Here is a 19,479-nt window from a genome sequence, read left to right as displayed (position 1 = left end):
CGTATGTTGCAGCTTCGAGTTCGGCATAAGAGCGGTGGGTCGCAGCGACAATCAAGATCTTGTGCCCGACGTCGACCCGGGGGGTTAGCGCATGCTGGGAGGGAGTCGATTTTGGCCACACCTCTATGCCAGAGGACGCGTATCCGGCGCGGACCCGGCGCGTTGCTTTCCTTCGGCTCCATTGGTCGCATCAACCAGAATGTAAATGATCGCGCGGCTGTGGCCTCAGGAGGGAGCGTCAAGCGCCGTGCCGGGATCGCAGGACGAAGCTCATAAAAAATTGTCTGCATCCCGTTCATCGGTTTACTCGAGAGCGCGGCAGGAAGACAGGTCGGCACCAGGCGTGTCGTGGGGTCGAAAGATCCGACGACAGGTTGCGGCGGCCTTTTCAGCAACGGCCCGACAGGATTGCTGGGGAGGCAAGCTAAATTCACGCCGCGTTCAACCGCGTTGCACATTGGTCTCATCCCACCCCTTTGTCAGCTCCAAGGCCTGCCGTTCGAACAGGCGGCGGTAGATGCCGTCGCGACGGATCAGCGTGGCATGGTCGCCCTGCTCGGTGATGCAACCACGGTCGAAGACAAGCAGCCGGTCGAGTTCGCGCACGGTCGAGAGCCGGTGCGCAATGACGAGCGTGGTGCGCCCGACCATGAGCCGCTCCATCGCCTTCTGGATCAGCACCTCCGATTCCGAGTCGAGGCTCGATGTCGCCTCGTCCAGAATAAGGATCGGGGCATCGGCGAGGAAGGCGCGGGCTATAGCCACACGCTGGCGCTCGCCGCCTGAAAGCTTCACGCCGCGTTCGCCGACCAGCGTGGCGTAGCCGTTCGGCAGGCGCGCAATGAAGTCATGCGCGCTGGCGAGCCGCGCCGCCTGCTCAATGTCGGACCGAGAAGCACCCGGCCGCCCATAGGCTATGTTCTCGGCCAGCGAGCGGTGGAACAGGAGGGGCTCCTGCTGTACGATCGCGATTTGTGAGCGCAGCGAGGCCTGCGTCACCCGCGAGATGTCCTGCCCATCGATCAAGATTCGTCCAGCATCCAAGTCGTAAAGCCGCTGGATGAGCTTGACGAAGGTGGTCTTGCCGGAGCCAGAGGGGCCGACCAGACCGACCCGTGCGCCGGCGTCAATCGAAATCGACAAGTCGCTGTAGAATGGCGACCAATGATTGCCGTAGTGGAAATGCACGCTCTCAAAATCGATGTGACCTTCCGTGATCCGGATCGGCTTGGCGCCCGGAACATCGGCTACGTCGGACGGCTGGCTGTAGGTTTGGACCAGTTCCTCCATCTCATTTACAGAGCGCTGGATGTTGCGCACGTGCATGGAAACATCACGCAAGTAGCCATACAGGACGGTGAAAGACGCGAGCACCAAGGCGATGTCACCTGGGGTAGCCTGGCCGCGCGACCACATAAATAAGGCATAGCCGATCAAAGCCGCTCTCATCGCAAGAAGCATGATCCCCTGGAATGCAGCACTGATCGTCCCGCGCACCCAGGTCCGGCGGGTGCGGTGCAGCCACTTGGACATGACTTTCGCGAGGCGATGATCTTCCCGCGCTTCGGCGCCGAAGCCTTTGACCACCGCGTTACAGCTGATGGCGTCCGCAAGCGAGCCGCCAAGCCTCGTATCCCAGTTGTTGGCAAGGCTTGCCGCTGGCGCCACATAGCCGAGCGACAGGATAATGATCAGCGCCACATAGCCAACCGAGCCGCAGGCGATGATCAGCCCCATCATCGGCCAGTACCAGCCGAGCAGAACGCTCGAGCCTACGAGCATGATGAGCGAGGGGAACAACGCGAGAACGATCGTGTCATTGAAGAGGCAGAGCGCCCACATGCCGCGCGTGATCTTGCGCACTGTCGAGCCGGCGAAGGTTTTCGCATGCCAATCGGTCGAAAAGCGCTGGACGCGATGGAACGCGTCGCTGGCGATGTCGGACATCATCTTCAGAATGAAGTCGTTGATGGCAATGAAGGCGATGTTGCGCATGACGACGGCGCCGAGTGTGAGCGCAATCAACATTGAAAAGGCCGCAAGAGCCGCATCCCACACGACGGCGTCGGCTGCCGCTCCTTGTGCGACCGCGTCTACGAGCCGTCCGGAATAGAGAGGGGTCAGAACGTCAAGGAGCGTTGCGACAAGCATCGCGATCATAATGATCGCGAGCCGGACCGGCTGCCTGCTCCAGTGGCGTATGGTGAAGGCGAAAACGTCGCGAAAGGCGGCGCCGCGCAGATCGATGCGGAAGCGACGCCTGGCTTTGAACGAGCGCACCAGGACGCTCGGTCTCAAAAAACCTGAAATGGAAAGTCTGCGTGAGGACGAAAGCATCGCTCGCAACGCGGGTAGCTGATCTCGACCTGACATGTTGCTTTCTTTCCTTCGTTCCATCGATCGCGATGTCACCCGCGAGATGAATATCGGCCGCCGGCACGTGCTGCCTTGCGAGGAGAGAACCGCAATAGCCGTGCCAAAGGCTCAGAAAGAAGCTCAGAAGAATTTTCTGCATATTCTTCAATGACAAACGAGATCTCAGCAGGCAGCGGGGCGGAACAGCGCCGCGTCGCGCACCCGACAAACCCGACAGGACGCATCGGTCGCGGGCATCCTTGGCGAAACGGCCGACGGGATTGCTCCTCACGCGAAGCGGAATTCACGCTTCAACGGCGTTCCGCGTTGAACAATTCCCGCCGATGTCGGACATGCGACATAGCAGTGTGGGACCGATCATGCTGTTTCAAAATGATTTCCTTCTTTGGCACGGGCCATGCGTAGCTGTTCGCGAACGCGTCCCGGCCTGAAGGAGAAACAGTCCATGATCCAGCACACCGAAAACGCCGTGGCCTAAAGGACCGCGCTTTCCCGGGCCGGCGCAAGGCTGGCGCATCAACGTCGAGGCGGGCGGCCGCGCCGGCTCCAAGAAGCGAGCGGGCCGAATGTGGCCGCGGCAACTCCTTCGGCTAGCCATCATCATGACAGACAGGGCGTGCGCTTTGCGTGATTGCGCTCAGGAGAAGGATCACATTCATGAAGCCTGTTTATCTGGACAACAACGCAACGACACGGGTCGATCCTGAAGTCGTTCAAGCAATGCTGCCGTTTTTTACGGACCAATTCGGCAACCCTTCGTCGAGCCACGATTTTGGAACTTCCGCCGGGGCGGCGGTGAGAAAGACGCGCCTGCAGGTGCAAACGCTGATCGGCGCGGAGTTCGACGACGAGATCACCTTCACCTCGGGCGGGACGGAAAGCGACAACGCGGCAATACTTTCGGCGCTCGAGGTGATGCCTGAGCGCACTGACATCGTGACTTCCGCAGTCGAGCATTCGGCCGTGCTGACGCTTTGCGCCCACCTTGAGAAGACGCGCGGCATCAAGGTGCATAGGATTCCGGTGGATCGCCACGGCCGGCTCGACCTCGACGCCTATAAGGCCGCCCTCACCCCGCGCGTGGCGATCGTCTCGATCATGGCGGCGAACAACGAGACCGGAACGATCTTCCCGGTGGTCGAGCTTGCTGAGTTGGCCAAGGAAGTCGGCGCCCTTTTCCATACCGACGCGGTGCAAGCGGTCGGCAAGCTTGCGATCGACTTGAAATCGGCGGCAATCGATATGCTGTCTCTCTCCGGTCACAAATTACACGGACCGAAAGGGGTCGGCGCACTTTATCTAAAGCGCGGCGTGCGCTTCTGTCCGCTGATCAAGGGGGGGCGCCAGGAGGGCAACCGCCGCGCGGGCACGGAGAATACGCCAGGCATCGTCGGCCTCGGCGTGGCAGCCGATCTTGCTTTGAAATTCATGGACGACGCGAACACACGGGTAAAGGCGTTGCGCGACCGTCTGGAGAAAGAACTTCTGCAGCGCATTCCACACACCTTGGTCGCCGGCGATTTACTAAAGCGGTTACCGAACACCGCAAACATCGCCTTTGAACATATCGAAGGTGAGGGCATACTGCATTTCCTCAATCGCGAGGGCATCGCCTGCTCCTCCGGCTCTGCTTGCGCGTGCGGCTCGCTGGAGCCGAGCCACGTCTTGGTGGCGATGAATATCCCCAATAGCGCGGCACACGGCGCAATCCGTTTCTCCTTTTCGCGCAACAATGGCGAGGAGGACGTCGACCGGGTGCTCGAGGTCATGCCCGGGATCGTTAAGAAGCTGCGAGACCTTTCCCCGTCTTCGCCAGCCAGGTCAGAGGACTTCAATCAGTTCCAGGTCTGGGCGACGACGCAACCCCGACCGCCGTTTCCGGTCAAGGAAAATGCAATGCGCAGTTGTTTCGCTGAAAGCTGTGCCATCGATGTCACCGACATCCTCGCCCGGCTGAAGGGCCTGTCGGCTGCGGAGGAGTTCTTCGCAGTCCTTGGCATCTCTTATGATCCGAAGGTGCTCAATGTCTCACGGCTCCATATCATGAAGCGCATGGGCCAATACCTCGCTGAAGAGGATTTCGCCGGTCTTCCCGACGGGGTGATCGCCGCGCGGGCGCGTGCGACGTTGGAACGCGCCTATGAGGATTTCGCGACATCCTCGCCACTCACGCACCGGGTCTTCAAGGTGCTCGAAGAGCACGATCCGGACAAACCGGCCACTCGGGGCCACACCTTTGTCCCGTTCGATTCGATCCTGAGGCGGTTCGGGACAGAATGAGCGCGACACGGTTGCGACGCGACAATGTCGAAAAGCCAACACATCCGGTCATCACGACGGCACCTTTCGGAAGAAAACAACCCATCTCAAAGGGAACAGAGCAACGCCAAACGGTTGGCACGAATGATGCTGCGAAGGAGATGAACGCCAGGGCCGCTTGCGGGTTGGAACCGAGAAGGACGCAATGCACATTGTAATCTGTATCAAGCAGGTGCCGGACTCCGCGCAGATCCGTGTCCACCCGGTGACGAACACGATCATGCGGCAGGGCGTGCCGACCATCATCAACCCTTACGACCTTTTCGCCCTGGAAGAGGCACTTAGATTGCGCGGCTCCCATGGCGGCGAGATCACCGTGCTTACGATGGGTCCGCCGATGGCAGAAGATTCGCTGCGCAAGGCGCTCACCTATGGCGCCGACCGCGCGGTACTCTTGACGGACCGCTGTTTTGCCGGCTCCGACACGCTGGCGACCTCCTTCGCGCTTTCTCGGGCAATCGTGAGAATTGGCGAGACCTTCGGCGCGCCGGACATTGTCTTCGCCGGCAAGCAGACGATTGACGGCGATACCGCCCAAGTCGGGCCCGGCATCGCCAAGCGTCTCGGCCTCGTGCAGTTCACCTATGTGGCGAAGATCGCCTCTATCGATCTTGATGCGCGCGAGATCACTGTCAAGCGTCGTTCGGAAGGCGGTACACAGATGCTGAAAAGCAGGCTGCCTTGCCTCATCACAATGCTGGAAGGCACCAACGAAATCCGCAGGGGTTCGCTCGACGATGCCATGCGCGCCGCGCGCAGCCACATCGTGAAGTGGAGCGCGGCCGAAGCTGGCATTGAGGACCTCACCAAATGCGGCCTGCGCGGCTCGCCGACGGTCGTCAAGCGCGTTTTCGCCCCTACCACGCGGGCGGAAAAGGCGACGCAGATCGACATGACCGACAAGACGCAGCATGACCTCGCTGACGAACTGATCGCCGCAATCTTCACCCGCCAGCCGGCGCTGGAACACGAACTCGCCTTCGACGGCGGCCAGTGACGGCAAGGAGAGAGATGTTGAACGCGAACCGCGAAGCCCCTCCTTCCGCCGGCCGTGCCGGCATCAAGAAGGAATTGCCTGAGCACTTTAGGGACTATCGGCATGTCTGGGTTTTCATCGAACTGGAACGCGGCGAGGTCCATCCCGTCTCCTTCGAACTGATTGGCGAAGGCCGCAAGCTCGCCGACAAGCTTGGCATCCAGCTTGCGGGAATCGTGCTCGGACCGCCGGGTGAGGCCACCCAGCATGCCGTTGCCGAGGCCTTCGCTTACGGCGCCGACCTTGTCTACCTCGTCGAGGCACCGCTGCTTGCCGACTATCGCAACGAGCCTTTCACCAAGGCGATGTCGGATCTGGTCAATACCCACAAACCGGAAATCCTGCTTCTCGGTGCGACCACGCTCGGGAGGGATCTCGCTGGCTCAGTAGCGACGACCTTGCTGACAGGGCTCACTGCCGACTGTACCGAACTCGATGTGGATGTCGACGGTTCGCTCGCCGCGACCCGTCCGACTTTCGGCGGTTCCTTGCTATGCACGATCTATACGCTCAACTACCGGCCGCAGATGGCTACCGTACGACCGCGGGTTATGGCCATGCCACCGCGGACGGACAAGCCGGTCGGGCGTGTCATCCGGCACAAGCTGTCGATGACCGAGGAAGAGATCATCACCAAAGTCCTTGGCTTCAACCTCGATCGCCAATCGGCAAAGGCAAATCTCGCCTACGCCGACATCGTGGTTGCCGGAGGCCTCGGCCTCGGCTCAGCGGAGAATTTGCAGCTTGTGAAGAATCTAGCGCGGGCAATCGGCGCCGAATACGGCTGTTCGCGCCCGCTGGTCCAGAAGGGCTGGATGCCGGCCGATCGGCAGGTTGGCCAAACGGGCAAGACCATCCGGCCAAAGCTTTACATAGCGGCCGGGATTTCCGGCGCCATTCAGCATCGGGTTGGCGTGGAGGGGGCTGATTTGATTGTAGCCATCAACACCGACCCGAACGCCCCGATCTTCGACTTTGCCCACCTCGGCATCGTCACCGATGCGATCCGTTTCCTGCCGGCGTTGACGGAAGCCTTTACCCGGCGGCTGTCGCCGCACAGCCACGACAAGCTTGCGAGCTAAGGGAGACGGCCATGATCGAGGAAGAATTCGACGCCATCGTCGTCGGGGCCGGTATGTCCGGAAACGCGGCCGCCTACACTATGGCAAGCCAGGGCCTGACGGTGCTGCAGTTGGAGCGGGGCGAGTATCCGGGCTCCAAGAATGTCCAGGGCGCCATCATGTACGCCGACATGTTGGAGCAAATCATCCCGGATTTCCGGAATGATGCGCCTCTCGAGCGGCATCTGGTCGAGCAGCGATTCTGGGTGATGGACGACACCTCCCACACCGGGATGCAGTATCGGTCGGATGATTTCAACGAGGCGAAGCCCAATCGCTACACGATCATCCGCGCCCAATTCGACAAGTGGTTTTCGCGCAAGGTGCGCGCGGCCGGCGCCACGGTTCTGTGTGAGACGACGGTGACCGAACTCGTCCGCAATGCACAAGGTAAGGTGATCGGCGTGCGCACCGACCGGGCTGGCGGGCCGATCTACGCGGACGTCGTCGTGCTCGCGGAAGGCGTCAACGGACTGCTCGGTACACGGGCCGGCCTGCGCAAGATGCCGAAGCCAGAAAGCGTGGCGCTCGCTGTCAAGGAAATGCACTTCCTACCCGATGAGGTCATTGAGCAGCGGTTCGGCCTCCAGGGCGACGAAGGTTGCGTGATCGAAGCGGCAGGTACGATCTCCCGCAGCATGGCCGGGCTTGCCTTCCTCTACACCAACAAGGAGTCGATCTCTCTCGGCATCGGCTGCCTCGTCTCCGATTTCGCCCAGACAATGGAGAGCCCTTACGTCCTCCTCGACGCCTTCAAAAACCATCCCTCGATCCGGCCGCTGATCGCGGGCTCGGAAGTCAAGGAGTATTCCGCGCATCTCATTCCCGAAGGTGGCTACAAGGCAATTCCGCAGCTCTTCGGCGACGGTTGGGTCGCGGTCGGCGATGCCGCCCAACTGAACAACGCTATTCACCGCGAGGGTTCGAACCTTGCCATGACTTCCGGTCGCATCGCGGGCGAGGCAATCATCGAGATCAAGAGCCGCAACCAGCCGATGACCAGGAGGAACCTGGCCCTCTACAAGACGATGCTGGACAAGTCCTTCGTAGTTAAAGACCTGATGAAATATAAGGACATGCCTGCTCTGATACACACCAATTCCCGCAATTTCTTCATGACTTACCCGCGGTTGATGTCGCAGGCCGCGCAGAACTTCATGCGGGTCGATGGCACCCCTAAAATCGAGAAGGAAAAGGCGACCACTGCTGCCTTCATCAAGGCGCGTTCGCGCTGGGGGCTGATCAGCGATGTGGTCCGCCTGGCACTTGCGTGGCGCTGAAGGAGAAACAGGATGACCATCGCCGTGACGAAGCTACGCGTCGAGGAGAAGCTTTACCAGAATCGCTATCTGGTCGATCCGGGCCGCCCGCATATCAAAGTGCAACCCCACGAGAGGCCGAGCGCGAACCTGCTCGCGCTGACACACATCTGCCCCGCTAAGTGCTATGAGCTGAACGACAAGGGCCAGGTGGAAACCACTTCCGACGGCTGCATGGAATGCGGCACCTGTCGCGTGCTGTGCGAGGCCAGCGGTGAGATCGTGTGGAATTACCCGCGCGGCGGCTTCGGCGTCCTCTTCAAGTTCGGATGACTGGCACAAAGAGCGAGAATGAGAGGTTCGCAATTGCGGTCAACATCCGTCAACATCGTTCGCAATTACCGAAAGCTGAAAATACTATGTTCTTGAACTCAAAATACAAAAAAGGGCTCGGGAGGAGCACCTGGACAAACCTTGAGGTGTTTGCATGGCTCACATGCTTCGAGATCAGGTCAGTGAAATTGCATCTCGGAACACCCCGCCTGAACCTGCGGTCGAAGCGGTGCGCAATGCGGACACCTTGCTCAGGGGAATCTACGAGATATCCAAGGTTCTGACTGCCCCCGCCCGGCTGGAGATTACGCTTGCCAATGTCGCGAATGTCCTCTCCTCGTTTGTGCAAATGCGTCGTGGTGCAATCGTCGTCCTGGACGCTGAAGGACAGCCGCAGATTAGCGCGACTAGCGGCGGCACAGTGCCTCAATCAGGCGCCAGCAGCGTCGTACCCCAGGCCGTAATAGACAAGATCGTCGCTACCGGAGTGCCGATCGTCATACAAGACACAAGCACGTCTGAGCTATTTCAGGCTGATCCTCAATCGAGCAGCGATACGATCGCAACTGCCTTTATCGGTGTCCCGCTAAAGGCTGAGGAAAAGATCTTCGGGACGCTGTCGATTGACCGCGTCAGGAACGGTACCACCAGGTTCCGCTACGAGGAGGACTTACGCTTCCTGGCCATGGTCGCCAATCTGGTCGGCCGGACCATCCGCCTCCATCGCACTTTAAGCACAGCTCGTCAGCGACTTATCGAGCAACCGAGACCAGAGCGGTCGCTCGACGAGGATAGGACCCATTCGGCTCGGCGTCCGCATGTCAAGATCGACGGAATCATCGGAGAAAGTCCCGCACTCAAGCAAGTGCTCGAGATCGTCTCGGTCGTGGCCAGGACCAATTCCACCGTGCTTCTGCGAGGCGAAAGCGGTACCGGCAAGGAGTTCTTTGCACAGGCCATCCATAAGCTTTCACATCGAAGGGAGAAATCCTTCGTCAAATTGAACTGCGCCGCACTGCCCGAAAGCGTTTTGGAATCGGAGCTCTTTGGCCACGAGAAGGGCGCCTTCACCGGGGCTATCCTGCAGCGCGCCGGCCGGTTCGAATTGGCGAATGGCGGAACCCTGCTGCTTGATGAAATCGGCGAGATTTCGCCTGCCTTTCAAGCCAAGCTGTTGCGCGTCTTGCAGGAAGGAGAACTGGAGCGAGTGGGCGGCACCAGGACCCTAAGGGTTGATGTGCGGCTCATATGCGCCACTAACAAGGACCTCGAGGCGGCTGTCCGGAATGGAGAGTTCAGGGCCGACCTTTATTACCGCATCAATGTGGTGCCAATAGTCCTGCCTCCCCTCAGAGAACGGCCGGGCGATATTCCACGCCTTGCGAAAGCTCTCCTCGACCGATTCAACAGGGAGAACCATCGCGATCTCGCCTTCACGCCGTCGGCGCTTGACCTGATCTCGCAATGCTATTTCCCTGGCAACGTGCGTGAGTTGGAGAATTGTGTGCGACGGACGGCCACGCTTGCGCGTTCAACGACAATAACTCCGTCGGATTTCGCCTGCCAGAACAGCCAGTGCCTTTCTTCGCTTCTGTGGAAAGGAGTCGCCCGTTCACATGGCGGCTATGCCGTCGACGAGTCCGCACGTGGCAATATGATGCCGGTTGCATCGCCGCTGCCTGCCCCGCGAGTCGGCGCCTCACAGGATGAGGCATCGCCCGGCAAGACCTGCGACCCCAACCATCCCGCCTGCCCTGCAATGAACCCGCGTCTGACGGAACGCGACCGGCTGATCGATGCGATGGAGAAGGCCGGCTGGGTTCAGGCCAGGGCGGCTCGTGTCCTCGGTCTCACGCCGCGCCAGGTCGGCTATGCTTTGCGCCGGCATCGTATCGGAGTGAAGAAGTTCTAAACGTCATTGATGACGTCACATTTGGGCTACGGTTGCTCCCCGCAACGGACGTAACTGAGACAACACGGTACGTTTCGCGACCACGTTTTGTTGTTGTCGGGGACCTGACAAACCCGTGTCGCAGGAAACGGACACAATTGGGCACAAAAGGCCGACGTAAGAGCCAACATAACGGATAAAGACCGCTTTTCGAGTTGGCATATCTCTTGCGCTCTGAAGTGCGATGTTCACACCACGCACGGAGCCGGTCGATGTCCGCACCGATGATTTCGCCACAGGACCTTTCCGGCACGACATTCTTCGATCAGTCGCCGGCGAGAGCGAAATCCACTGGTTGCGCATCTTCATCCTGCGGCTCCTCCGCAAAACCGCACGAGATGGACACAGCTGTCTGGGAGAAGATCAAGGATCATCCCTGCTTTTCAGAGGAAGCGCACCACTATTTCGCGCGAATGCATGTGGCGGTCGCCCCGGCGTGCAATATCCAGTGCAACTACTGCAATCGCAAATATGACTGCGCCAACGAAAGCCGGCCCGGGGTCGTCTCGGAAAGACTGACGCCCGACCAGGCGCTGCGCAAGGTGATCGAGGTCGCCAACGAAGTGCCGCAGCTTTCCGTACTTGGCATCGCCGGACCGGGCGATGCCTGTTACGACTGGAAGAACACAAGGGCGACATTTGAACGGGTCGCCAAGGAAATCTCCGATATCAAGCTGTGCATCTCCACCAACGGGCTCGCGCTGCCAGACCACGTCGCCGAGCTTGCCGAAATGAATGTCGATCACGTGACGATCACCATCAACATGGTCGACCCGCAGATCGGTGCCAAGATCTACCCGTGGATCTTCTATGATCACCGCCGTTATACCGGCGTCGAGGCAGCCACGATCCTGCACGAACGACAGATGTCGGGGCTGGAGATGCTGACGGCGCGGGGCATCCTGACCAAGATCAATTCGGTAATGATCCCCGGGGTAAACGACGAGCACCTGATCGAGGTGAATAAATGGGTCAAGGAGCGCGGCGCGTTCCTGCACAATGTCATGCCGCTGATTTCCGACCCGGCACACGGTACGCATTACGGCCTGAGCGGGCAGCGCGGGCCCAAGGCAATGGAGCTGAAGGCCCTTCAGGATCGTCTCGAAGGCGGCGCCAAGCTGATGCGCCACTGCCGGCAGTGCCGGGCCGATGCTGTCGGCCTGCTCGGCGAGGATCGCGGCCAGGAATTCACGCTCGACCGGCTTCCCGACAAGGTCACCTACAACGCCAGCAAGCGCGAGACCTATCGGGCGGTGGTCGCGCGCGAGCGGGGCGATCGCATGGCGGCCAAGAGCGAGGCGCTCGGGATGGTGAAGACCGCGAGCTCCGACAAGTCGCTTCTTGTCGCGGTAGCGACCAAGGGTGGCGGCCGCATCAACGAGCATTTCGGCCATGCGAAGGAATTCCAGGTTTATGAGGCCTCGCCGAAAGGGATCAGCTTCGTCGGTCATCGCAAGGTCGAGCAGTATTGCCTCGGCGGCTGGGCCGAGGACAAGAGTCTCGACGGCCTCATCTCTACGCTCGAAGGCGTAGACATCTTGCTGTGCGCGAGAATTGGAAATTGCCCAGAGGATCGACTCAAGGAAGGCGGCATCCGAGCAACGGATGCTTACGGGTATGACTACATCGAGACCGCCATCGGCGCGCTTTACGCCGCCGAATTTGGGGGCGAGCCACTGGCTGCGACGGCCTGAGCCGTCTCATTCCAACCGAACCGGAGTTGAAAATGGCCTTTAAGATCATCGCTTCCCAATGTACCCAGTGCGGCGCTTGCGAGTTTGAATGCCCTTCCGGAGCGATCAAGTTCAAGGGCGAGACCTACGTGATCGATCCGAAAAAGTGCACCGAATGCGAGGGGGCCTTCGAAACGCAGCAATGCGCCTCGGTATGTCCGGTGTCGAAGACTTGCGTCCCCGCCTGAACCTCCATTTCGGCCACCGACACGGTCGAGGCGCCTGCGCCGGACCATTGATCCGCTGTTGAAAAGCTGCAGCCGCGAGAAAGGAACGGCCATGAGCCTCGGACGCGAACAGGACATCGAAATCCGTTCACCCCCGCGATTCATGCCGGGTGAGCGGGTCCGTGCCACACGCCACATAAAAAATGACGGCACCTATCCTGGCAAGGAGATCGGCGAAAACCTGGTGCGCAAGGGCGACGAGGGCTATGTGCGCGACATCGGCACCTTTCTCCAGCAGTTCTACATCTACGCGGTGGAATGGGTCGATCGCGGCACCGTCGTCGGCATGCGTGCGCGTGAACTCATGAGCCTTGAGACGGCTGGGATTGCTTGCACAGCCGAAATCGGCGCTGGGTTTGACGAAGGAACGGCCGGATGAAGGTAATGATCCGCAGGACCGGTGCTGGCTTGTCGGCATATATTCCCAAAAAAGATATCGAAGAGCCGATCATCAAGGTCGACAACGAACACTTATGGGGTGGAGCTGTGACGCTGAAGAACGGCTGGCGGTTAGTCCTGCCCGACCTTCCGCGGGATACGCCTTTGCCGATTACCGTGGAGGCAAGGAAGATTTCCGACGAGGACTGACCTTCGGGTTGACACAAAGAGAGCGGCAAAGGGATACGAGCATGAACACAATGACCTCGGGCCATCTCGTCGTCATTCGGGACAGTTTTGCCGAAAGGCAGCTTGACCTTTTGAAGAAAGCGCTCGCGGCCGATGAGGTCATCCCCTATCTCGGCCCGGGTCTGCTTGAGATCAGCTCCGCGGAACCGCTTGTACCGCATACCCCCGAAGCTGTTGCCGCAGCGCTCAACAAGCGCACGCCGGCCCCTTCGAAAATTCGCACCAACATGTGGTCGGTTGCGCAGTATATCGAACAGCGCCGGCACCGCCGGACGCTTCAAGTTTGGATGGCCGAAATATTCGCGGCCCCGGTGGTGCCGACCATCTTGCATGCCTGGCTAGCAACGCTGCCGCTCTCGGTGATCGTCGACAGCTGGTACGACGGTGCCATGCGCGCGGCCTTAATACAGACCCGCCGAACGGACGTCGTCGAAATACAGGGCGTCTCTCGGGCGCTCGAGATCGGCGAAATTTGGACGAAAGCCTACGATTTGTCCGGGATATTACTCGAATCCGCACCAGCGGCGAAGACGGTTCTTTACGCCCCCCACGGCGGGGCCAGGCCGGCCGCAAACTTCCTCGTCGCAGATTCCGACTACGTTGAAGTGCTGAGCGAAATCGACATCCAGACGCCGATCCCTGACCTGGTGAAGGAACGGCGAGCCAGCCGTGGTCTTTTCTTCCTCGGCTGCCGCTTCAACGATCAGATGCTGCGCACCTATGCCCGACAGATCATGAAGCGCTCCAATGGCCCACATTTTGCGGCAATCGATACAGCAACGCTGACCAGGAACGAGCGTCGCTTCCTTGCGGAAAGCGCAATCACGGTCATTGACATGCCGACGGGTCAAGCCGCGGCCCGTCTCGTCGGACTGTGCGAGACATTGCATGAAGCCAAAAGGGCGATCGTTTGAGCCATTCACAGGCGGCTCAACAGCGATTGCCGAAAAGGTAAACGGGCAATTGACTTCCGGGTTTTTCAAGAGCTCCGAGAGGTGCTGCTGTTCGAGCCAGCGCTGGAAAAGATGCGACGGTTTCATTCCAGCTGCAGCGGATATGCTGACGCGCAAGCCGGCCGCTATCTGGTCACCGTGCGGTGAAGGGGCAGATCACAATGGGCACGAACAATCCGCCGCTTTCGCCCGAGGACGTCCAACGCTTCGGGCCTGATCCCCTTACCAGCTTCCGCACCAATCTGGCGTCGGTTGAAGAGCGCATCACGCTTGCTTGCGCACGGGCCGGGCGCGACCGAGCCTCCGTGCGGTTGCTGCCGATCACCAAGACGGTGCCGGCCCAAATCCTGCGATATGCCTTCGACATCGGCATCAGCACCTTCGGCGAGAACAAAATCCAGGAGGCAATGTCAAAGTGCGAGGCGCTTCACGATCTCGCCATCGACTGGAGCATCGTCGGACATCTGCAGACCAACAAGGCCAAATATCTGACCCGCTTCGCGCGTGAGTTTCATGCGCTCGACAGCCTGCAGCTCGCCGACCTTCTGAACACGCGGCTGGAGCGCGAAGATCGCTTCCTCGACGTCTATGTGCAGGTCAACACGTCTGGCGAGGACAGCAAGTTCGGCGTCCATCCGGACGCACTGCTGCCCTTCCTGGAGACTCTCGATCAGCTTCCCCGTCTCCGGCCATGCGGGTTGATGACACTTGCGCTGTTTTCCTCCGACATGGCCAAGGTGCGGCCTTGCTTCATTCTGCTGCGCCGGCTGCGGGACAAAGCCGTGAAGCACAACGCCGCGCTGACCGGGCTCTCCATGGGCATGACCGGAGACTTCGAGGAAGCCATCGAGGAAGGCACCACTGTCGTGCGCGTCGGTCAGGCCATCTTCGGCAAGCGGCCGACGCCTGACGGCCACTACTGGCCGGGTTTCGCCCCCACCGATCGAGGAATTGAACCATGATTTTTCGCAAACGGCCTGTCTGCTTTTCCGATCACCCCCGCCGATCGTTCCGGCCGGGTCAAGATTTACGCATTGGGGAAACTGGTCAGCCGACTGATCGCGGCTGAGGTTGCCTCCATCGGCCTGCCAGCCCACGCAATCACGCGACGCAAGCGGCCTTTCTGAGCGTCCTGCCCAAGCTTATGGCCAAATTGGGCGGATTTCGACATCGCGCACTGTTCCTATGGCTACGACCTGCTTTGCATTGAGGATCAGGGCAAGCTCGTCTCGAATTCCATCTTCGGGGCACAGCACGCCGCATGTATGCGTCCCTCTCTTCTGTTTGGGCTGACTGAACAAACTTGCATCCGGTCGGACACGCAGTCCAACCAGGATGCGCGCATCCACATCAAGCCCCATGAAGGCGAAGAAAATCCTCATACATCGCTTGCAACCCGGCACCAAGAGACGTTTTGGCTTTCCAGCCAAGCTTATGCAAACGGGTTACGTCCAGTAACTTGCGCGGAGTACCGTCTGGCTTCGTCGTGTCGAATACCAGATTGCCCTCCCAGCAGACCGCCGCCTTGACGAGTTCCGCCACCTCGCGAATTGTGACATCCTCGCCAACGCCAACATTAATCAGGGGCGCGGTGTCGGGGGCTGTCAAGGCGTCAAAAGCCGAATCTGGCAGGCCAAGTAGGAACGCAATGGCATCGCCTACATCCGACGAATACATAAACTCTCGCCGAGGCTTTCCGGATCCCCAGACCTCAACCGAGGAGTCGCCGTTTATTTTAGCTTGATGAAAACGGCGTATTAGAGCAGGCAGAACGTGGGAATTTTCGGGCTGATAATTATCGCCGGGACCATATAAGCTGGTCGACATCAACGCGAGATAGCGCGTCTGGTACTGCCGGTTAAAAGACCAACATGCTTCGACTCCGGCGATTTTTGCCAAAGCGTAGGGACGATTCGTCGCTTCAAGCGGACCGGTTAGAAGGTATTCCTCCCGTATCGGCTGCGGGCAGTCGCGTGGATAAATACACGAGGAGCCAAGAAAAATCATCCGTTCGACGCCGGAAGCGTATGCGGCATCAAAAACACTGAGTTGAATCGCCAGGTTGTTATGAAGGAAATCGACGGGGGAGCTAGCGTTCGCCACTATACCACCAACCTTTGCGGCGCACATAACGACGTAATCAGGCCGCTGCGACATGAAGAACCTGCGCGTCTCGCTCCGGTCAAATAAATCCAGTTGGTCGTGAGTACGTGTTATTATCTCATACGATCCTAACGCCTCGAGGGCACTCATTGTGGCGGATCCAACAAGGCCGCGATGGCCTGCTACATAGACTTTCTTCATCTTTTTGTTTCCCATGTGATACCGCTATGGACGCTCCTTAAGAACGCCACCGTAACGCTGACAACAAGCCAGCATGGCGCCGCCGTTGTCATCATAACTCTCGTGGACTGTATGAATAATAACCATGCTTCATCAGCACTGCGTCGCGCTCTGCGATACCAAAATCTTCCCAAACCATCTCCCTAACCAATTCAATGAAGGAGATTTTTGGCTCCCACCCAAGTTTTTCTTTGGCCTTGCTGGCATCGCCGAGAAGTGTCTCGACTTCTGCAGGACGAAAATAACGGGGATCTACTTTTACAATCAAAGCTCCCGTCTTGGCATCGTACCCCTCTTCATCGACCCCTTCCCCAACCCAACGAACACCAATGCCGAGTTCGGCGGCCGCGACGGTGACAAATTCACGCACCGAATGTTGCTCACCGCTAGCGATCACAAAGTCTTCAGCTTGCTCCTGCTGCAGCATCAACCACTGCATCTGGACGTAGTCTCGAGCGTGCCCCCAATCGCGACGAGCATTAAGGTTGCCTAAGAATAGAGTCGGCTGCATTCCAAGCTTAATCCGCGCTAGGGCGCGCGTGATTTTGCGCGTTATAAATGTTTCTCCGCGCACGGGTGACTCATGATTAAATAAAATGCCGTTACACGCGTATAAATTGTAAGCTTCTCGATAATTTACGGTGATCCAGTGAGCATACAATTTGGCAACAGCGTAGGGTGATCTGGGGTAGAACGGTGTCGTCTCGGTCTGTGGCGTTTCCCGCACCAGCCCGTAGAGCTCAGACGTCGAGGCTTGGTAGTAGCGCGTATGCTCGACGAGCCCCAGGATCCGAATTGCCTCGAGGATACGCAGCGCACCCAACGCGTCCGAGTTCGCGGTGTATTCTGGTTGTTCAAAGGAGACTGCAACGTGGCTCTGAGCTGCCAGATTGTAAATTTCGTCCGGCTGAACCAGTTGGATGACCCGCGTAAGGCTGGACGAGTCTGTCATGTCCCCGTGGTGAAGTGTAAGATCAACGCCACTTTCATGAGGATCATGATAGAGATGGTCTATGCGGCCCGTATTGAAAAGAGACGATCGTCTTTTTATCCCATGCACAGAATAGCCCTTTTCCAAAAGCAATTCTGCGAGGTAGGAACCATCTTGCCCCGTGACCCCGGTGATTAAAGCGACTTTTCTCTTTGACAAGCTTGAATCCTTTTGATTTTGACGCGCCGAAGAAAATGCTCGCCTGCGGCGGGATTGCGTGGCGAGAAAGGGGCGCATTGGGCAGGGCGAACGGGGCCTCTGCGCGAAGGCAAGGGAGAGTTCGAGCGGGATGCCAACCCCTTCATGGGGTCGGGGAACGGTCGAAAGAGTTATCAATCAAGATCAAACGACGCGGGTCATTCAAATCGAATTCGATAATTCGTGGCACGAAGAGGCGGGCATAGCGGGAGAAGGCGCTAGTCGGAGGAAAGCGAATTACAGTGTCGCATCTACCGAGGAGGTACATATCAACGAGAGCGGAAAAACCCCCGTCAGTGCCCAGTGCTGCACTGTTTAAGGGGCCGGCCTGATCCGCTTTGAAGCGTTTTGGGACGGTGAAAAGTTCGGGAAATACGCCCGACAAGTGATCAACAACCTGGGCGCTGTCTGTACACAAGAACACCCTTACAGGCCTTGGATGCGGTTGCGCTGTGGCCATACGAATGGCAGTGCATACCTGCTCTAAGGCAACCTTTGGATCAGCCCAGTAAGGTGCGTGATCCATAATATCTCCGCCGTTGCCGTGGCGGACATGGACCCCAATTATGCTGTGCCCGGCAAAGTGTTCCTGGTAGAGCGCTTCAATCCGATCCTCAATTTCGGCCCTCGGTGTGATGCTCCGAAATATCGTTCGCTCGGCTTGCTCATCGCAGCGCCACATCAAGCAAGCATCACACACTACCGTGTTGGCTTCACAATCATCTTGGGCCTGGAAAAGTTCCTTAAGCTCGTCGCGTTCTTGGAAAATCTGTTCATCCGGACGGTACACGCAGTCGATGGATGGCTTGTTCCACCACGACGGGAAGAAGGGACCGGGGAATGAGACGTGGTTGATCTCGTCATCGCAAATGACCCGTACACCACCGATCTCTTCAATTGGCTTGAAGAAAGCCGGAAAGGCATTCGCAAACGGATTGTCGAGGTAACAAGAGCCGCGCCAATCTATTGCTAAAGCCCGTCCCGTCCGATGTGCGTAGTCCCATGCCGACGCGAGAGACCACAGGCAATCACCGAGACCCTCGCGCCGTCGAGAAATTACGAACCGATCCATCCTTGAGCCATCAACAAGCATCTAAATTGCCTCTTTCCAAAACACCACAAACCTCAGCTTTGCTGCTGCCTTTGAGGCAAGCGCCTGCGCAATTCGGGGGAGCTTGTCGTGCTGCGCCAATGCGATGTAGCTTGCGTCGATCGAGGAAGTGCCTGGCCGCGATGGACGCGCGCCTAGGCTGGAATTCGGCGCACCAGAAAATGCTCTTCGGAGCCGACGCAAACATCAACGACTTTCCCTAAGGCTTACATCCTTGAATTCTTTCTATGCAACGTGCCGTAACATCGGTAAAATCGTATGTTTCGATGAAAGGCATCCACGTCATGGATAGCTAGTGACACGGGTTCCAGGGCGTTGACCTGAACCCTCTCGTTGTACGTCACTGCTAATCCCAGCGGAGCCTTACGGCCGCAGCACGCAGCATCGACCCAAGTCAGCCGGCCATGAGCGCGGCCGCGACGACGATCCCGATGATGTCCTCCGTGTGCGGCCAAGACGATTGAGCTTGTCCCAAGACGCTTCGTCTGTAGTACACCCCTCTGCCGAAAACGGATATTTGCCGAACGGTTTAAGGACGGGGCTGTCGCGGAGAGACTCGCCGGACCGTTCACCACTTGGGGCTGGCGGTCGGCGGCGCGGCAGGCCGGCCGACCCCGGGCCGTTATCCGTCCCAGGATTGACAAGCGGTTCGCCTGGCAGAGTTTATCGCGCAAGCGGCGCACTCTTGCGTCAGCGTTTTCTCGCTCGCCGATCTCACCGGCGAGCGCGTCGTTCGAGCGCTGGAACTCCGCCGTGCGCAGTTCAAGGCGATGCTCCAGTTCCGCATTCAGGAGCACAAGCACTTCGCCGATGCCGGGTCGCCCGCCGTCGGACAATGATGAAACCGAAGAATCCCACGAGAACGAGGGCAAGCAGCGTGGTCAGCGGGCTGTCATGACCG

General features: G+C 58.9%; 17 protein-coding genes and 2 pseudogenes. 14 read left to right on the top strand and 5 right to left on the bottom strand.

Going from position 1 to position 19,479, the window contains the following annotated elements; translation table 11 throughout:
* Positions 1-441 precede the first annotated feature (441 nt).
* Both AC0L2X_RS18450 and AC0L2X_RS18445 read right to left on the bottom strand, forming a co-directional pair.
* Complete coding sequence (locus AC0L2X_RS18450; RefSeq protein ID WP_473600248.1) at positions 442-2,202, bottom strand: ABC transporter ATP-binding protein; 1,761 nt, start codon at positions 2,200-2,202, stop codon at positions 442-444.
* Complete coding sequence (locus AC0L2X_RS18445; RefSeq protein WP_473600252.1) at positions 2,129-2,530, bottom strand: hypothetical protein; 402 nt, start codon at positions 2,528-2,530, stop codon at positions 2,129-2,131. Before AC0L2X_RS18445 ends, AC0L2X_RS18450 begins: the two co-directional genes overlap by 74 nt.
* A 503-nt stretch (positions 2,531-3,033) precedes the next feature.
* On the opposite strand from AC0L2X_RS18445, the pseudogene nifS reads away from it, so the two are divergent.
* From nifS to AC0L2X_RS18375, 14 genes and pseudogenes are all read left to right on the top strand, one after another.
* Positions 3,034-4,188, top strand: a pseudogene (gene nifS / locus AC0L2X_RS18440) (cysteine desulfurase NifS); the annotation flags it as partial.
* An 84-nt stretch (positions 4,189-4,272) separates the two neighbouring features.
* Complete coding sequence (nifW, locus tag AC0L2X_RS18435) at positions 4,273-4,656, top strand: nitrogenase stabilizing/protective protein NifW (protein ID WP_473600247.1); 384 nt, start codon at positions 4,273-4,275, stop codon at positions 4,654-4,656.
* Between the two features lie 184 nt (positions 4,657-4,840).
* The gene (locus tag AC0L2X_RS18430) at positions 4,841-5,692 is read left to right on the top strand and encodes an electron transfer flavoprotein subunit beta/FixA family protein (RefSeq protein ID WP_473600200.1); all 852 of its coding nucleotides are present in this window, start codon (positions 4,841-4,843) and stop codon (positions 5,690-5,692) included.
* A gap of 14 nt (positions 5,693-5,706) precedes the next feature.
* Entirely contained in the window at positions 5,707-6,813 is a 1,107-nt protein-coding gene (locus AC0L2X_RS18425; protein ID WP_473600199.1) for an electron transfer flavoprotein subunit alpha/FixB family protein, read from the top strand.
* 11 nt (positions 6,814-6,824) lie between these two features.
* Positions 6,825-8,132: an FAD-dependent oxidoreductase gene (locus AC0L2X_RS18420; protein WP_473600198.1), complete on the top strand. Its 1,308-nt coding sequence runs from the start codon at positions 6,825-6,827 to the stop codon at positions 8,130-8,132.
* Between the two features lie 12 nt (positions 8,133-8,144).
* Positions 8,145-8,444: a ferredoxin family protein gene (locus AC0L2X_RS18415; protein WP_067318654.1), complete on the top strand. Its 300-nt coding sequence runs from the start codon at positions 8,145-8,147 to the stop codon at positions 8,442-8,444.
* A gap of 154 nt (positions 8,445-8,598) precedes the next feature.
* A complete protein-coding gene (gene nifA, locus AC0L2X_RS18410; protein WP_473600197.1) occupies positions 8,599-10,356 on the top strand; it encodes a nif-specific transcriptional activator NifA in 1,758 nt (585 codons plus the stop codon).
* A 251-nt stretch (positions 10,357-10,607) separates the two neighbouring features.
* Complete coding sequence (nifB, locus tag AC0L2X_RS18405; RefSeq protein ID WP_473600196.1) at positions 10,608-12,089, top strand: nitrogenase cofactor biosynthesis protein NifB; 1,482 nt, start codon at positions 10,608-10,610, stop codon at positions 12,087-12,089.
* A gap of 32 nt (positions 12,090-12,121) precedes the next feature.
* Positions 12,122-12,316 (top strand): 4Fe-4S binding protein, encoded by a 195-nt coding sequence (locus tag AC0L2X_RS18400; RefSeq protein ID WP_473600195.1) that lies wholly within the window; start codon positions 12,122-12,124, stop codon positions 12,314-12,316.
* 91 nt (positions 12,317-12,407) lie between these two features.
* Positions 12,408-12,734 (top strand): nitrogen fixation protein NifZ, encoded by a 327-nt coding sequence (locus AC0L2X_RS18395; RefSeq protein ID WP_473600194.1) that lies wholly within the window; start codon positions 12,408-12,410, stop codon positions 12,732-12,734.
* The gene (gene nifT, locus AC0L2X_RS18390) at positions 12,731-12,943 is read left to right on the top strand and encodes a putative nitrogen fixation protein NifT (protein ID WP_126079055.1); all 213 of its coding nucleotides are present in this window, start codon (positions 12,731-12,733) and stop codon (positions 12,941-12,943) included. Before AC0L2X_RS18395 ends, nifT begins: the two co-directional genes overlap by 4 nt.
* Before the next feature lie 41 nt (positions 12,944-12,984).
* Positions 12,985-13,896: an SIR2 family NAD-dependent protein deacylase gene (locus AC0L2X_RS18385; RefSeq protein ID WP_473600193.1), complete on the top strand. Its 912-nt coding sequence runs from the start codon at positions 12,985-12,987 to the stop codon at positions 13,894-13,896.
* A 200-nt stretch (positions 13,897-14,096) separates the two neighbouring features.
* The gene (locus AC0L2X_RS18380) at positions 14,097-14,897 is read left to right on the top strand and encodes a YggS family pyridoxal phosphate-dependent enzyme (protein ID WP_473600192.1); all 801 of its coding nucleotides are present in this window, start codon (positions 14,097-14,099) and stop codon (positions 14,895-14,897) included.
* Positions 14,898-14,912: 15 nt separating this feature from the next.
* A pseudogene (locus tag AC0L2X_RS18375) lies at positions 14,913-15,023 on the top strand (dihydrodipicolinate synthase family protein); the annotation flags it as partial.
* 262 nt (positions 15,024-15,285) lie between these two features.
* On the opposite strand, the gene AC0L2X_RS18370 reads toward AC0L2X_RS18375, so the two are convergent.
* The 3 genes from AC0L2X_RS18370 to AC0L2X_RS18360 form a co-directional block, all read right to left on the bottom strand.
* On the bottom strand, positions 15,286-16,239 hold the full coding sequence (locus AC0L2X_RS18370; protein ID WP_473600191.1) for a GDP-L-fucose synthase family protein: 954 nt from the start codon (positions 16,237-16,239) through the stop codon (positions 15,286-15,288).
* Between the two features lie 91 nt (positions 16,240-16,330).
* On the bottom strand, positions 16,331-17,428 hold the full coding sequence (gene gmd / locus AC0L2X_RS18365; RefSeq protein WP_473600190.1) for a GDP-mannose 4,6-dehydratase: 1,098 nt from the start codon (positions 17,426-17,428) through the stop codon (positions 16,331-16,333).
* Positions 17,429-17,570: 142 nt separating this feature from the next.
* Positions 17,571-18,560 carry a nodulation protein NodZ gene (locus tag AC0L2X_RS18360; RefSeq protein WP_473600189.1) on the bottom strand — a complete coding sequence of 330 codons (990 nt, stop codon included), beginning with the start codon at positions 18,558-18,560 and terminating at the stop codon, positions 17,571-17,573.
* Positions 18,561-19,479: the final 919 nt, after the last annotated feature.

Source organism: Mesorhizobium sp. WSM4828, assembly GCF_055811175.1.
The sequence above is the reverse complement of the archived record's forward strand: the minus strand, read 5'-3'. Positions and strand labels throughout refer to the sequence as shown.